The organism is Leisingera sp. ANG-M6 (assembly GCF_000813905.1).
Taxonomy (GTDB): domain Bacteria; phylum Pseudomonadota; class Alphaproteobacteria; order Rhodobacterales; family Rhodobacteraceae; genus Leisingera.
This window is the reverse complement of the sequence record NZ_JWLG01000017.1, coordinates 43,082-57,596: the sequence shown is the minus strand read 5'-3', so window position 1 is coordinate 57,596 and position 14,515 is coordinate 43,082. Positions and strand designations below refer to the sequence as shown.

14 protein-coding genes are annotated in these 14,515 nt (G+C 62.2%); 8 read left to right on the top strand and 6 right to left on the bottom strand.

The features are described from left to right. Window positions 1-27 precede the first annotated feature (27 nt). From RA24_RS15375 to RA24_RS15365, 3 genes are all read left to right on the top strand, one after another. Entirely contained in the window at window positions 28-843 is an 816-nt protein-coding gene (locus RA24_RS15375) for a chromate resistance protein ChrB domain-containing protein (RefSeq protein WP_039192704.1), read from the top strand. Beyond that, window positions 840-2,111, top strand: a complete 1,272-nt coding sequence (gene chrA / locus RA24_RS15370) for a chromate efflux transporter (RefSeq protein WP_039192701.1) — start codon at window positions 840-842, stop codon at window positions 2,109-2,111. The genes RA24_RS15375 and chrA overlap by 4 nt, the downstream gene beginning before the upstream one ends. Before the next feature lie 118 nt (window positions 2,112-2,229). After that, the gene (locus tag RA24_RS15365) at window positions 2,230-2,706 is read left to right on the top strand and encodes an SspB family protein (RefSeq protein ID WP_039192698.1); all 477 of its coding nucleotides are present in this window, start codon (window positions 2,230-2,232) and stop codon (window positions 2,704-2,706) included. 74 nt (window positions 2,707-2,780) lie between these two features. Here RA24_RS15365 and RA24_RS15360 read toward each other — a convergent pair whose 3' ends face one another. Then, on the bottom strand, window positions 2,781-3,353 hold the full coding sequence (locus tag RA24_RS15360; RefSeq protein WP_019297473.1) for a hypothetical protein: 573 nt from the start codon (window positions 3,351-3,353) through the stop codon (window positions 2,781-2,783). Between the two features lie 201 nt (window positions 3,354-3,554). Here RA24_RS15360 and fumC point away from each other — a divergent pair, with 201 nt between their 5' ends. Genes fumC through RA24_RS15340 form a run of 4 tightly spaced genes read left to right on the top strand, consistent with a single transcriptional unit; the run spans window position 3,555 to window position 5,591 of the window. Beyond that, window positions 3,555-4,949 carry a class II fumarate hydratase gene (gene fumC / locus RA24_RS15355; protein WP_039192695.1) on the top strand — a complete coding sequence of 465 codons (1,395 nt, stop codon included), beginning with the start codon at window positions 3,555-3,557 and terminating at the stop codon, window positions 4,947-4,949. Then, window positions 4,949-5,125, top strand: a complete 177-nt coding sequence (locus tag RA24_RS15350; RefSeq protein ID WP_039192693.1) for a DUF4169 family protein — start codon at window positions 4,949-4,951, stop codon at window positions 5,123-5,125. The genes fumC and RA24_RS15350 overlap by 1 nt, the downstream gene beginning before the upstream one ends. Further along, the gene (locus RA24_RS15345) at window positions 5,122-5,340 is read left to right on the top strand and encodes a ribbon-helix-helix domain-containing protein (RefSeq protein WP_039192690.1); all 219 of its coding nucleotides are present in this window, start codon (window positions 5,122-5,124) and stop codon (window positions 5,338-5,340) included. Before RA24_RS15350 ends, RA24_RS15345 begins: the two co-directional genes overlap by 4 nt. 23 nt (window positions 5,341-5,363) lie before the next feature. Next, on the top strand, window positions 5,364-5,591 hold the full coding sequence (locus RA24_RS15340) for a hypothetical protein (protein ID WP_039192688.1): 228 nt from the start codon (window positions 5,364-5,366) through the stop codon (window positions 5,589-5,591). 48 nt (window positions 5,592-5,639) lie between these two features. On the opposite strand, the gene RA24_RS15335 is transcribed toward RA24_RS15340, so the two are convergent. From RA24_RS15335 to RA24_RS15325, 3 genes are all read right to left on the bottom strand, one after another. Beyond that, entirely contained in the window at window positions 5,640-6,995 is a 1,356-nt protein-coding gene (locus RA24_RS15335) for a cytochrome P450 (RefSeq protein WP_039192686.1), read from the bottom strand. Then, entirely contained in the window at window positions 6,992-8,260 is a 1,269-nt protein-coding gene (locus RA24_RS15330; RefSeq protein ID WP_039192683.1) for a hypothetical protein, read from the bottom strand. The genes RA24_RS15335 and RA24_RS15330 overlap by 4 nt, the downstream gene beginning before the upstream one ends. 91 nt (window positions 8,261-8,351) lie before the next feature. After that, window positions 8,352-9,104 (bottom strand): cytochrome c biogenesis CcdA family protein, encoded by a 753-nt coding sequence (locus tag RA24_RS15325; RefSeq protein WP_019297466.1) that lies wholly within the window; start codon window positions 9,102-9,104, stop codon window positions 8,352-8,354. Between the two features lie 94 nt (window positions 9,105-9,198). Here RA24_RS15325 and RA24_RS15320 point away from each other — a divergent pair, with 94 nt between their 5' ends. Further along, on the top strand, window positions 9,199-9,432 hold the full coding sequence (locus RA24_RS15320; RefSeq protein WP_029204941.1) for a sulfurtransferase TusA family protein: 234 nt from the start codon (window positions 9,199-9,201) through the stop codon (window positions 9,430-9,432). A 179-nt stretch (window positions 9,433-9,611) separates the two neighbouring features. On the opposite strand, the gene RA24_RS15315 is transcribed toward RA24_RS15320, so the two are convergent. Both RA24_RS15315 and RA24_RS15310 read right to left on the bottom strand, forming a co-directional pair. Continuing rightward, window positions 9,612-12,587 (bottom strand): Rne/Rng family ribonuclease, encoded by a 2,976-nt coding sequence (locus RA24_RS15315; protein WP_039192680.1) that lies wholly within the window; start codon window positions 12,585-12,587, stop codon window positions 9,612-9,614. Between the two features lie 588 nt (window positions 12,588-13,175). Further along, complete coding sequence (locus tag RA24_RS15310) at window positions 13,176-14,513, bottom strand: sigma-54-dependent transcriptional regulator (RefSeq protein WP_019297463.1); 1,338 nt, start codon at window positions 14,511-14,513, stop codon at window positions 13,176-13,178. Window positions 14,514-14,515: the final 2 nt, after the last annotated feature.

Below are 14,515 nucleotides of genomic sequence, written 5' to 3'. Positions count from 1 at the left end.
TAACCTTGCTCGCGAGGAGACATGCCCATGGCTGCCCCGAATGAAATCACCCCTGCCCAGCTCTTGCGCCTGATCGGCACGCCGAATGCGCCGGTTCTTACGGATATCTGCACTGATGAAGACTTTGCCGAAGATCCCTTTCTGATTCCCGGTTCCTTCCGGCATCCCCATACCGAAATCGAAAGCCTCAAGGCCCGCCTCGGCGGGAGGCCCTGTGTGGTGATCTGCCAGAAAGGCCTGAAACTGTCGCAAGGCGTTGCCGCCTGGCTGCGCAATGACGGGATTGAGGCTGAGTATCTGCAGGGTGGCATGTATGGCTGGCGCGGCCACAAAGGCGCGCCGCGCATTCCCGCCAGCGCCCTGCCCGCGCCGTTTGGCGGCAGCACCCTGTGGGTGACCCGCCACCGTCCCAAGATCGACCGCATCGCCTGCCCCTGGCTGATCCGCCGCTTTGTGGACGCCCAGGCCCGTTTCCTGTTTGTGGCGCCATCAGAAGTTGCTGGCGTGGCAGAACGCTTCGGCGCCACCCCTTTTGATGTTGAGGGCGTTTTCTGGTCGCACAGGAATGAGTCTTGCACCTTTGACACCATGCTGGACGAATTCGGGCTCAGAACCCCGGCGCTTGACACGCTGGCCTGCGTTGTGAGAGGCGCCGACACCAACCGGCATGATCTGGCACCGGAGGCGGCAGGGCTTTTGGCTGTCTCGGTGGGCCTGTCGCGCCAGTATAAAGACGACCACCAGCAGCTTGAGGCAGGCATGACATTGTATGACGCGCTATACCGCTGGGCCCGCGACGGGCGCGGCGAAGGTCATGACTGGCCCGCGGACCGGAAATCATGAGTCAGCCCTCCTGGACGGAGATGTTCCGTGTTTTCGGACGCATTGGCGTGCTCAGCTTTGGCGGCCCAGCGGCCCAGATTGCGGTTATGCACAAGGAACTGGTTGAAGACAGGCCCTGGCTGAGCGAGGAAAGCTTCCTGCGCGGTCTGTCCTTTTGCATGCTGCTGCCAGGGCCGGAGGCGATGCAGCTGGCCACCTATACAGGCTGGCGGATGCACGGCACCGCCGGCGGGCTGCTGGCGGGCCTTTTGTTCGTGCTGCCAGGGGCGGCCGTTATAGCAGCGCTGGTCTGGCTCTACGCACAATACGGCACCCTGCCCGCGGTTCAGTCTGCGTTTCTAGGCATAAAAGCGGCGGTGGTGGTCATCATTCTCCAGGCGCTTCGCCGCCTTGCAGGAAAGGCGTTGAAACATCCTCTGGATTGGTTTCTGGCGGGTTTCGGGTTTGCAGCGCTGTTCTTGCTGAACCTGCCGTTTCCGCTGGTTGTTCTGACCGCCGGCTGCCTGGGACTGATGCGCAAGGACGGGAACAAGGCGGCACCGTCACCGAACCCGCCTGCACGCAATGGCAGTACCGCACAAGCCATCCTGGTGTGGGGCGCATTGTGGCTGCTGCCGCTGATCGCCCTGAGCCTGGGCGGAGCAGCGTTCCTGGCCGACATCGGCTGGTTCTTCTCAAAACTGGCGGTTGTCACCTTTGGCGGGGCCTACGCAGTGCTGGCCTATATCAGCCAGACCGTGGTCAGCCAGTTCGGCTGGATCAGCGCGGGCCAGATGATCGATGCGCTGGGGCTGGCGGAAACCACCCCCGGCCCGCTGATCCTGGTCACCCAATTCGTTGCCATGCTGTCAGGCCTGCAGGCGGGCGGTTCCGGCCTGTTCCTCGCCGCTGGCGCGGTTGCGCTTTGGGCCACCTTCATGCCCTGCTTCCTGTGGATCTTTGCCGCTGCGCCCTATGTGGAGCGCATCGCATCGCACCCGCGGCTGGGGATGGCGCTGAAGGCGGTAACGGCCACGGTGGCCGGTGTCATTCTGAACCTGTCGGTGTGGTTTTTGATCCATGTCGCCTTTGCCGAAACAAGAACCTTCGACGCCGGCATCCTGCACATTCCCGCACCTGTCTGGAGCAGCATGAACACCCCGGCCGTGGTGCTGGTTCTGCTTGCCCCGCTCGCGGCCCTGGCAGTGCGCGGCAATATGCTGCTGCTGCTGGCAGTGATGGCAGCGGCAGGCCTGGCCGTTTCCGAATTCCCGTTTGCAATCAGCTGACTGCAGCGCTTCTCCAATCTTCCGCCGCGGCAAAAATATTTGAGCAGCCGACAAGGCTGCTCTTTTGTTTCCAGCAGAATCTCCTATGCTTAACGGCAAATGAACAAAGGGTGACTGCATGTCCCGTGAAATCGACTATGGCAACCTGATGCACTCTGCCATGCGCGGCCTGATCCGGACCGTGCTGCAGGACATCTCCGAGAATGGCTTGCCCGGTAACCATCACTTTTTCATCACCTTCGATACGGCCCACCCGGATGTTGAATTGGCCGACTGGCTGTCGGACCGCTACCCCGGCGAAATGACCGTGGTCATGCAGCATTGGTTCGACAATTTGAACGTGGACGAAGACGGCTTTGCGGTCACTCTGAACTTTGGCGATTCACCCGAGCCGCTCTACATTCCATATGATGCGATCCGGACTTTTGTGGATCCCTCGGTGGAGTTCGGGCTGCGGTTCGAAAGCGCCGACGAAGACGGGGAAGGCTATTCCGCAGAGCCGGACGCAGAGGAAGACCCGCTCAGCGCCGAAGATCAGCCGGAACCCAAGAAAAAGGACGCGGACGTGGTGTCCCTCGACAGTTTCCGCAAATAGACTGCACCTGCGGCCTCCCCCCGATCAAGGCAGCCTGGCAGGCTGCCTTTTTGTTTGCGGGACAAGAACAGATCTCAGTGCCGGGTGAGGAATGTCTGCAGCTGCCGCTTCGGCTCCCCGTTCAGGCGCGATATATAGACCAGATCCAGCCCGCCCTCCGCGAGTGTGCGGTCGTACTGCTGCATCTCGTAATCACCATTCGGGTGAATGAACAGCGAGAACACAGTCAGAGTGTCACCGGTGATCCGCCCCCATACAAAGGGCTCACCTTCCATCGGATCCAGCGGCACCTCGTGGCCGAATACATTCCGCTTCATTGCTGCTGAATAGACACCGTCGCGCCGGGACGTCTGGAATTCAATCTCGTAAGTTTTGGATTTCCTGCTGCCGTCGTCCCGCTCCGTCGTGGAGGTCCATTTGATGGTGAACCCTTTCTTCATCTCGCGGATCACCACGCTCATATCGCGCGGATCGGTGTCGCCGTCAGCCTTGACGATTTCGACACTGCCGGAGTACTCGCCTGCAAACTGCGCAATTCCGGCTGCAATTCCCTGCCCTGCTGCAGCCGCGAGAATTCCGCCCGCTAAAAGCAAAGCGGCAAGGGATTTCAATGACATTTCAAGAGACAAGCGGATTGGCACATTCATTTCCTTTCCGGATACGGCAAAACCCGTTTCCCGCAGTTTAAGCATAGCATGTTCGCGGGCAATGGCACGCACGGGATTGCGCCAATTCACCACTATACCTTGCGGCCCTTTTGGCTATGCTGCGCGCAACTGGCCAATTGCGCCCTCGTCCGGCACAGGCTAAACGGCATACAATCGCATACTCAACGGAGAAACAGACGGATGTCCGCAACCCGCACCGAAACCGACAGTTTTGGCCCGCTTGAAGTCCCGGCAGAGAAATACTGGGGCGCGCAGACCCAGCGCTCGATCATGAACTTCCCGATCGGCTGGGAAAAGCAGCCGGTGGCAATCGTGCGCGCGCTTGGCGTGATCAAACAGGCGTGCGCCATGGCCAACAAGGCCTCTGGCAAGCTGGACGCGACAATCGCCGATGCGGTGATCCAGGCCGCGGGCGAGGTGATTGAGGGCAAGTTCGACGACAACTTCCCGCTGGTGGTCTGGCAGACCGGCTCCGGCACCCAGTCCAACATGAACTCCAACGAAGTGATCGCCAACCGCGCAATCGAAATCCTGGGCGGCACCATCGGCTCCAAGGATCCGGTGCACCCGAACGATCACTGCAATATGGGCCAGTCCTCCAACGACACCTTCCCCACCGCCATGCATATCGCCACTGCGATGTCCGTGCGCGACGTGCTGGTGCCGGGCCTCACGAAACTGGCTGAAGGGCTGGAGGCCAAGGCGGAAGAGTTCAAGGACATTATCAAGATCGGCCGGACCCACACCCAGGACGCGACCCCGCTGACCCTGGGCCAGGAATTCGGCGGCTATGCGCACCAGATCCGCCAGGGCCTGGCACGGGTCGAGGCGGCAATGCCCGGCATCTATGAACTGGCACAGGGCGGCACCGCTGTCGGCACCGGTCTCAACACCCAGAAAGGCTGGGGAGAGACCGTGGCCGCCAACATGGCAGAAATCACCGGCCTGCCCTTTGTCACCGCCCCCAACAAGTTCGAGGCGCTGGCCGCCCATGACGCCATGGTGTTCCTGTCCGGCGCGCTCGCGACCATTGCGGGCAGCTGCTACAAGATCGCCAACGACATCCGCTTCCTCGGCTCCGGCCCGCGCTCTGGCCTGGGCGAGCTGATCCTGCCGGAAAACGAACCGGGCTCCTCAATCATGCCGGGCAAGGTGAACCCGACCCAGGCAGAGGCACTGACCCAGGTGGCAGCGCATGTGATGGGTAATGACGCGGCGATCAAGTTTGCAGGCTCGCAAGGGCACTTCGAGCTGAACGTCTACAACCCGATGATGTCCTATAATCTGCTGCAGTCGATCCAGCTCTTGGGCGACGCCGCGGACAGCTTTACCGAGCGGATGCTGAACGGCATCCAGGCCAATGAGCCACGCATCGACAAGCTGATGAAGGAGTCGCTGATGCTGGTCACCGCACTGGCGCCCACCATCGGTTATGACAACGCCACCAAGGTCGCCAAGACCGCCCACAAGAACGGCACGACGCTGAAGGAAGAGGCAATTGCGCTCGGCTTTGTCGATGAGGCAACCTTTGACGCCGTGGTTCGGCCGGAGCAGATGATCGGGCCGAAGGGCTAATGGGCAAGCCGGTCAATCTGAACCGGTACCGGAAAGAAAAGGCGCGGGCTGAGAAAAAGGCCCGCGCTGACCAAAACGCCGTGACCTTTGGGCGGACCAAGGCGGAAAAGAACCTGGACAAGGCGCGCAATGCGCAAGACGCCCGCCGCCTGGACGATCACAAGCGCGACGAATGAACGGGCGCCCCAGGAAGCATTCCCTGACGTTGCGCGGGCACCGGACCTCGGTGTCACTGGAGGATGACTTCTGGGATGCCTTCCGCGAGATCGCCGCACAGGAAGACCGCGCAATCAACGACTTGGCAGCCGAAATTGATGAAACCCGCGGTGAAGACTGCGGGCTGGCGTCGGCAATCCGACTGTTTGTGCTGCGCCGGTTAAGAGGGCGTTAACCACGAATGCGGAGACTTGCGGGATGACGATGCCCGCTCCTCTTTCAGCAGATGCTTGGCTGCGGCAGCTTTTTCAGTCCCAAGCTGCTGCAAAGGGAGGTGTGGTCCGCCGCAAGAAACGTGACATTGAACGGCTGCTTGGCTGGGACCGTTTCCGGTTCGAGTTGAAACGCCGCGGTTATCACGCCGTGGAGAATGCAGGCCAGGTTGTCATCTGCTGCAATCAGGATGCCGTGCGTATCATTCAGTGACGCAATTTTCTTCGAAGAAATTTGCCAAGAAAATTCGAATTTTCTTGGCTATCTAGGCGATAGCTGCAGCCAGATGCCGTTCTGCGACCGCACTGTCAGATGCGCCACGGGAACCGGCGTCCTGCTTGCCACCGGCTCAATCCGGAACCGGCGCAGGATCATCGACAGGATCAGCGGCCCTTCCACCATGGCGAACCCTGCCCCGGTGCAGACCCGGGAGCCTGCTGAAAACGGAATATAGGCGTCGCGCTGGCATTGCTTGCCGTTCTCCGTTCCCCAGCGGGCAGGATCAAACCCGTCCGGATTGTCCCACAGGCGCTCATGCCGGTGCAGATGCCAGGGGCTCAGCACCATCTGCGCACCCTTCGGAACCTCACGGTTCCGGAAGCGTTCCGGACAGGCGGCTTCGCGCACCATCATCGGCACCGGCGGGTAGAGCCGCAGGGTTTCCCGGAACACATCGCGGCTGATCTTCAGCTTTGACACCGCTGCAAAACTGTCATCCTCCAGCGCGGCCGCCTCTTCCGCCACTTTCTCCTGCCAGTCCGGGTACAGCGCCATCAGATACAGTGCCCAGGCCAGGGCCGAAGCGCTGGTTTCATGGCCGGCCAGAAAGAAGATCGCGACCTGGTCCACCATCTCGCCCGCATCAAAGGTGCTGCCGGTATCCGGGTCACGGGTGGTCATGATCTTGGTCGCCAGATCATCCGGCGCTGTTCCTGCCTCGATTGCCGCCATGCGGTCGGACGTCAGCTGTGCAATCAGCGCCCGGATTTCCGCCGCGTTCCGGCGGGTGCCGCCGCGGAAGAACCGCGGCATCCAGCGCGGCAGCGGCACAAAGGCCGCTAGGTTCAGCAAGGGCTGGCTGCGCTGATAGTCGCGGAAACGGGTAAAGACCTTCCCCGCCACCTCATGCTCTATCGGGATAGAAAACAGCGTGCGGAAAATCACATCCGCTGCCGCGTGCGAGGTTTCCTCTTCGATCTCCACCGGTCCCTGCCGCCCTTCCAGGCGCGTCACTGCGGCCTCCGCCGCCGCACGCATTGCTGGAAAGGTGTCCTTCAGCCTGCCGCCTTCAAAGGCCGGGTCGATGATCCGCCGCTGCCGCTTCCAGGCCTCGCCATTGGTCAGGAACACCGAATTTCCCAGCAAGGGCTTCAGCCCCTCTGCAATACGGTCCGATTTGGGGAAATCGTCAGGACGCTCTTTCAGCAGCAGCTTCACCAGCTCCGGTTGGTTGACGAGAAAAGAACGGAAGAACGGCGTTCGGAACTCCGCCATCCAGGCGCGGTAAAGCTTTGCAGGCTGGGCCGAGAGGATGTCCTGGCGGAACAGCCTAATATAGCGCCACAATGACACCCGGTCCGGCCGTGCAGGCGGTTTCGGCGGCAATGCCTGGTTCATTCCGCGGCCACCGACGTGAATTTCGAGACTGGAACGTCGATACGTGACTTCGAGGGCTTGCGGTCCCTGTAGCGTTCCGCCAGCGTCAGCGGCCCGGCGGTGATGCGGAAATAATCATAGTCGCCGGGCCGGTCGAAGGCGCAGAGATACTGGAAATGCAGACGGAAGAAGCGCCAGCGCAACTCCTTCCAGCGCGCCGGGCTGAGGGTTTGGGTGAACGCGGCAGAGAATACCAGCGGCCAGCGCTTGCCCTCCGGGGCCACACCGCTGACCGCCACCGGATCGCAGAGCGCAAAGGCACAGCCGTCACCGGGCGCGGTGACATCCACCCAGGCCAGCTCCGCGCGCTGGCACAGGTATTTCAGATCGGTCCGCAGCCGCCGTGCCCGTGGCAGGAAAGAGACCATCGGCACCACCTGCCCCAATGTCAGAAACCCCAGGGCCGGCCGTTCCGGCGGCAGCCCTTCCCGGACCAGGTCCGCCAGCACTGAAACGCCAAGATGCGCGCCGGAGGAATGGCCGACAACCAGCACTTCATCCAGTTCCCGGTCGTCCAGCGCCTCGCGGATCAAGGTGCGGAATTTGTCCATCCGCGCTTCCATTTCGGGCGGGATGGCGCCCCGCGATGCAGCCGAATGGGCATAGTCATGCATCAGGTAATAGGCAAAGAACTGGCCATCGCGTTTCTTGAACCAGCGCAGCAGCGCATAGCCAGCGCCAAGGCCCAGGGCCCATCCAATGAGTGCGGCCAACGGGCTGCCAAGGCTGGCCAACCCCGCAAGAATGCCAATTGCATGGGCCACGCCCCAGGCCAGCAGCAGCGCCAGAAGCGCCTGCAACAGCAGCATCCCGACCGGGTAGAGCGCCGCGATCACTGGCCCCTTGCGCAACCGCATCAGCCGCCGCAGCGCGCCGGTTGAGGTATAGATCCAGGCAGTCCGCACCAATTGCCAGTAGGTGCCCGGAATCGACGACTCCATGCTGCCGCGCACGATGTCGGACCAGACCAGCACCTCAACGTCCGCCTCGGTCCGCTGCCCGTCCATCTCCGCGGCGACATGCCATCCATAGGGGCCTATGGTCTGTTTCGGAGAGAGCGTCAGGCTGTAGCCGGAAATCCCCGCCTGCGCGGCGCCTTCCTTGCGGTACAGTTCCCGGTAGCGGCGCGGATGAATCGGGTCATAGCCGGGGATGTAGAACACCCGCCGCCTGCGCACCTGCTGGGGATTGGAACCGCTTTGATCCACGCTGACCTGCTCTGCCATTCTGCGGGCAGACTAGCAGCGCAATCCGGCAAGAGTAAGGCCCGGAAGGTTCAAGAAAAAGGGGCCCGAAGGCCCCTCGCATCGTTTGGTCTCAGCCCAGTGCTGCCAGCGCCGGGAACGTTTCCAGCAGCCACCAGGAGAAGGTGGTGAACAAGCCGGTGACCAGCATGATGCCGACAAACAGCAGCAGTCCGCCCATCACTTTTTCGATCAGCCCCATGTGGCGCTTCATTTTGTTCATCAGTGTCATCGACCGGTTGAGGAACATCGCCGCCAGCAGGAAGGGCACCCCCAGCCCCGCGGCATAAACGCCCAGCAGGATGGTGCCGCGGCTGACCGAGGCTTCCGATGCCGCCAGCGACAGGATCGCCCCCAATTGGGGCCCGATGCAGGGCGTCCAGCCAAAGGCAAAGGCCAGACCCAGAACATAGGCGCCGAGCGCCGAACCACCCGACTCGCCCGCTTCCATCCGCGCCTCGCGGTCCAGCAGGGGGATGCGGAATACCGACAGGAAATGCAGGCCGAACACAATCACAACGACGCCTGAGACCTGCGCGAAAAGCTCCTGATTTTTCAGCACAAACGCGCCAAAAGCTGAGGCGGTGAAACCGAGCAGCAGAAACACCGTGGACAGCCCGAGAACAAAGAACAGCGCGGCGATGATTGCCTTGCGGCGCGCGGCGACAGTGCCCTGCATTTCGCCGATGGTGACACCGCTCATATAGGCCAGGTAAGGCGGCACAATCGGCAGCACGCAGGGCGACAGGAAACTGATCACGCCGCCCAGCAGCGCCACCAGCATGGCAGGGAGCAGCCCTGCGTCGATGATCTCGATTCCAAACATGTTCCAACACTTATGCCAGCCGCGGACCAACGTCACGGGGACGGCTGGTCACATCCTTGTGGACAGCATGAAACATCCCGCTTATCTGCACACCATGACCGAGATCAAAGAGACCGTTGACGCAATCGGGCTGCTTTGCCCCCTGCCCGTCCTGAAGGCCCGCAAGCGGCTGAAATCGCTGCAGCCCGGCCAGATTCTGGAACTGCTGGCGGATGACCCTGCAGCCGTGATTGACGTACCGCATTTCTGCAATGAGGCGGGTCATGAATTTCTTGGCCACAGCACCGGCACCGGCCACCAGATCTATTTGATCCGCAAGGGCGGCTAACCCCGGAGAGAGTTGAGACTTTCCACCGAAGGAACCGGAATTCGGCGCGAATTCCGGCTCGGAAAACGCGTGTTTTCCGGGTCGTTTTCCGCGCCGGAAAACGGCTGCCGCAATCAATAGAGCGCACAAAAAGAAAGGCAGGCCAAACGGCCTGCCTTCCCCAGAATCATATGCCGGCTTCAGCTGCCCATCGACCACCAGCCGCGGCGTTTGGGCTTGGGCGGTGATGCCGGTTCCGGCGCCGCCTCAGCACCGGCCATGGCAGGCTCAGGCTGTTTTTCTTCGACCGCTGGCGCAGGCTCGGCAGCTTCGGTTTCCTCCGTTACTGCCTCTTCCGCAGCGGGTTCTTCCGCAACAGGTTCTTCTGCCGCAGGCTCAGCCTCAGCTTCTTCAGAAACGGCTTCCTCTGGTGTGTCGCCAACAGTCTCTGCAGCAGCCTCTTCCGCCTCAGCAGCGGCTTCTTCGGCAGGGGCGGCTTCAGCTTCCGCCGGAGCCTCTTCAGCGGTTTCCGCCACCGGAGCTTCTGCTTCCTGCGCGGCTGCTTCACCAGCGCCGGCAGTTTCAACAGCCGCAACAGCATCCTCTGCAGCTTCCGTCGGGGCCTCTGCAGCGTCAGCAGCGGATTCCTCACCTGCCGTGGTTTCCGCCTCTGCGGGTTTGGCCTTCGGCTTGCGCGAACGGGTGCGGGTGCGGGAGCGTTTCTTCTCCTTCACCTCTTCCGCCGGGGCTTCCTCGCCTTCAGCAGCAGCCTCAGATGCCTCTGCGGCCTCTTCCTTGGGCTGCTCCTGATCCTCGGATGCCTCTTCACCGGTCTCGCCATTCTGAGACTGCTCGCCATTGCCGCCCTTCCGGCGGCGGCGGCGGCGGCGCTTGCGCTTGGGCTTGTCATCCTGAGATGTGTCTTCAGGCGCTTCCGCTTCGGACACAGCAGCACTCTCTTCCTCGTCCTGCTTGGTCTCTTCCGCGTCCACCTGATCCATGATCGAAGTATCCACAGAAACCACAGGTGCAGTTGCCGCCGGAACGGTACGCGACGCGGTCTTGAACTTCTCCAGCACAAAGTCCGGGCTGACCAGATGCGCGTCGCCTTCGATGCGCACGGACAGGCCATACCGCGCCTCGATCTGGGCGATGTGCTCGCGCTTCTGGTTCATCAGGAAGTTGGCGATGGAGACCGGGCAGCGCACCAGAACTTCGCGCGAACGGCGGCGGGTGCCCTCTTCCTCAATCTGGCGCAGGATCGACAGCGCCATCGAATCGTCGGAGCGGATCAGGCCGGTGCCATGGCAATGCGGGCACGGCGCGGTGGTTGCCTCGATCATGCCGGGACGCAGCCGCTGGCGCGACATTTCCATCAGCCCGAAGCCCGAGATCCGGCCCACCTGAATGCGGGCACGGTCGGTTTTCAGCTTGTCCTTCATGCGCTTTTCGACGGCGGCGTTGTTCTTGCGCTCGTCCATGTCGATGAAGTCGATGACGATCAGTCCGGCAAGGTCACGCAGACGCAGCTGGCGCGCCACCTCCTCGGCGGCCTCCAGGTTGGTCTTCAGCGCGGTTTCCTCGATCGAGCCTTCCTTGGTGGCGCGGCCGGAGTTCACGTCGATCGCCACCAGCGCCTCAGTGACGCCGATCACGATGTAGCCGCCGGATTTCAGCTGAACTGTCGGGTTGAACATGCCCGCCAGGTAGCTTTCCACCTGGAAGCGCGCAAACAGCGGCAGCCCGTCCTGGTAGTGCTTCACGTTCTTGGCGTGGGACGGCATGATCATCTTCATGAAGTCCTTGGCGATGCGGTAGCCGCGATCGCCTTCCACCAGAACCTCATCGATCTCACGGCTGTAGAGGTCGCGGATCGAGCGTTTGATCAGGTCGCCTTCTTCATAGATCTTGGCCGGAGCGATGGATTTCAGCGTCAGCTCGCGGATCTGCTCCCACAGGCGCTGCAGGTATTCGTAGTCGCGCTTGATCTCGGACTTGGTGCGCTTGGCACCGGCGGTGCGCACGATCAGGCCCGCGCCGGTCGGCACGTCCAGTTCGGTGGCGATGTCTTTCAGTTTCTTGCGGTCGGCTGCATTGGTGATCTTGCGGGAGATGCCGCCGCCACGGGCGGTATTGGGCATCAGCACGCAGTAACGGCCGGCCAGCGACAGGTAGGTGGTCAGCGCCGCACCCTTATTGCCGCGCTCTTCCTTGACGACCTGCACCAGCAGCACCTGGCGGACCTTGATCACTTCCTGGATCTTGTAGCGGCGCGGACGCGGTTTGCGCGGCGGACGGATGTCCTCGCTGTCGTCCTCGTCGGCAACCGACTCGATGCTTTCGTCCTTCGAGGTGGCATCAGAGCGGCTGGTTTCGCCGTCGTCGTCGCCATCCTCGTCGCTGTCAGCAGCGCCCTTGGCTGCCTCGGCAGAAGTTTCAGCATCCGCAGAGGCGGTTTCGGCCACTGTTTCGGAGCCGCTTTCATCGCTTGCCTCAGCTGTGGCGTCTTCAGCCGGAACGTCTTCAGCTGTTTCAGCCGCTGCGGCAGCAGGCTCTTCCGCTTCCGCTGCAGGCGCGGCTTCAGCAGCCTCACCTTCTTCCGGTTCTTCAACCGGGGTCTCGGCAACACGCTCCATCGGCGAGGAACCTTCCGGCACCTCGGCCAGCTCTGCCGGGACGTCCGCAGCCTCAGTGCTGTCGGTCAGGTCAATGGTTTCCATGCCGGCGATTTCGCCAACCGCCGGTTCAGTGGCCTCGACCTCTTTGGTTTCCACGGCATCCTTGGACGATGCCTTGGCTGCCTTGGCAGAGGATTTGGAACGGCGCGAGCGCTTGGGCTTGGCCGGTTTCTCTTCCTCGTCCTCATCACGGGCGCGCATCGCCTCGGCATAGGCGCGCTCTTCCTCCATCAGGGCCTCACGGTCCGCGACGGGGATCTGGTAGTAATCCGGATGGATCTCGGAAAACGCCAGGAAACCATGGCGGTTTCCGCCATAGTCCACAAAGGCCGCCTGCAGGGACGGTTCGACGCGGGTTACTTTTGCGAGGTAGATGTTGCCAGCAAGCTGGCGTTTGTTTTCGGATTCAAAGTCAAATTCCTCAACCTTGTTTCCATCGACCACCACAACGCGGGTCTCTTCCGCGTGGGTGGCGTCAATAAGCATCTTCTTAGCCATGGGTCCTTGGTGCACCTGCCCTGTGCGCCCGCAAGCCTCCTGCTTCCAGGCGGCCGCGCGCGTTTCGGGTGGTGTCTTGTCAGGGCGATAATGGACGGCGCGGTGCAGCAGGTGGTCCCGGGGGCTGTGCCCGGCCTTCCTGCCTCAGTGCTCTTCGCTCTCGCGCGCGTCATCGCGGTTCTTCTCCGGCAGACGGGGTGTGCCCGTGCCTGCCTTGTTATCCCTGCACCGGCTTGATTTCCGGCTTGGGCGCTAAACTGCCCCCTTGGGTCAAGGGGGCCAATCGGTCTGGCTGCAGCTTTCTCGGATCTTGCCGGACAAAAGCTGAAGCCAGCGAAACTCATCAGAACGGGCGGAACCAAATGCCAGTTTCCAGCCCGTTGCGCCAGCATAAGGCCTGTGGATAGGTAATGACAATGGACATTCGTCACCACGGGGCCTGAAAATGCAAACGGCCTGCCCCTATCAGGCAAGCCGTTAATTTCAGGTTAGTTTTCCCGCGGAGCCGCTGAATTCGACACGAATTCCAGCTCGGAAAGCACGTGTTTTCCGGGACGTTTCCCGCCCCGGGAAACGGCTGCTGCCAGTTCAGGCCAGATAATCCGAGCGCTGCAGGCCGTATTTCGCCATTTTCTCGTTCAGGGTCCGGCGCGGCAGGCACAGCTCATCCATCACGCTGGCGATCGAGCCCTTGTGGCGGCGCATGGTGTTGTCGATCAGCATCCGCTCAAACGCTTCCACATATTCCTTCAGCGGCTTGCCCTCGGTGGTCATCACCGGCTGCATCTCCTCGTGATCGGACATCAGGAGCGATGCGATGGTGCCGGAGCCGCGGCGCGACTGCAGCACCGCACGTTCGGCGATGTTGATCAGCTGGCGCACGTTGCCCGGCCAGGGCGCCTGCAGCAGCTGCGCGGCCTCCTGGGCGCTCACCTGCGGCGCATCGCAGCCGTACTCCTCGGAAAACTGCTCGCTGAGTCGGGTGAACAGGGTCAGGATATCCTCACCCCGCTGGCGCAGCGGCGGCACGGTGATGCGCAACGCCGCCAGCCGGTAGAACAGATCCGGGCGCAGCGCATCTTCGCAGGTCTTGCCCGCTTCCTGCAGGTTGGAGATCGCGACAATCCGGGTTTCAGCCGGGGTGCCCTGTTCGTTGATCACACTCAGCAGCTTGGCCTGCAGGGTTTCCGACAGCGCGTCGATATCTTCCAGCACCAGCGTGCCGCCGCGGGCTTCCTCGACAGCGGGCAGCATGCTGTCTTCCGGCAGCATCGGGCCGAACAGGCGCTTGGCCAGCGCCTCTTCCTCCAGTGCGGCACAGGAAATCAGCACGAACTTCTTGCCTGCCCGGCTGCCAACCGCGTGCAGCGCGTGGGCCACCAGCGTCTTGCCGGTGCCGGTCTCGCCGTCGATCAGCACATGGCCGTCAGCCTGCCCCAGATCCAGAATATCTTCGCGCAGGCGCTCCATCACCGGGCTTTGGCCGATCAGCTTTTTCATGATCTGGCCGCCGTCGGACAATTCGCGGCGCAGCGCACGGTTGTCGAGCGTCAGGCGGCGGGCGCCGGTTGCGCGCTTGGCCAGCTCCGACATGCGGTCAGGGTTGAAGGGCTTTTCCAGGAAATCAAAAGCGCCGACGCGCATCGCCTCCACCGCCATCGGCACGTCACCGTGGCCGGTGATCATGATCACCGGCAAAGCGCTGTCGCTGCCCATCAGCTTCTTCAGGAACTGCATCCCGTCCATGCCCGGCATCTTGATGTCAGAGATCACGATGCCCGGGTAATCCGGCCCCAGGACCTTGAGCGCCTCTTCCGCGCTGGAGAAGGTCTCCGTGTCATAGCCTGACAGTGCCAGCCACTGGCTGATCGACTGCCGCATATCCTGTTCGTCGTCCACGATCGCGATTTTCATAGCCTGGGCCATGC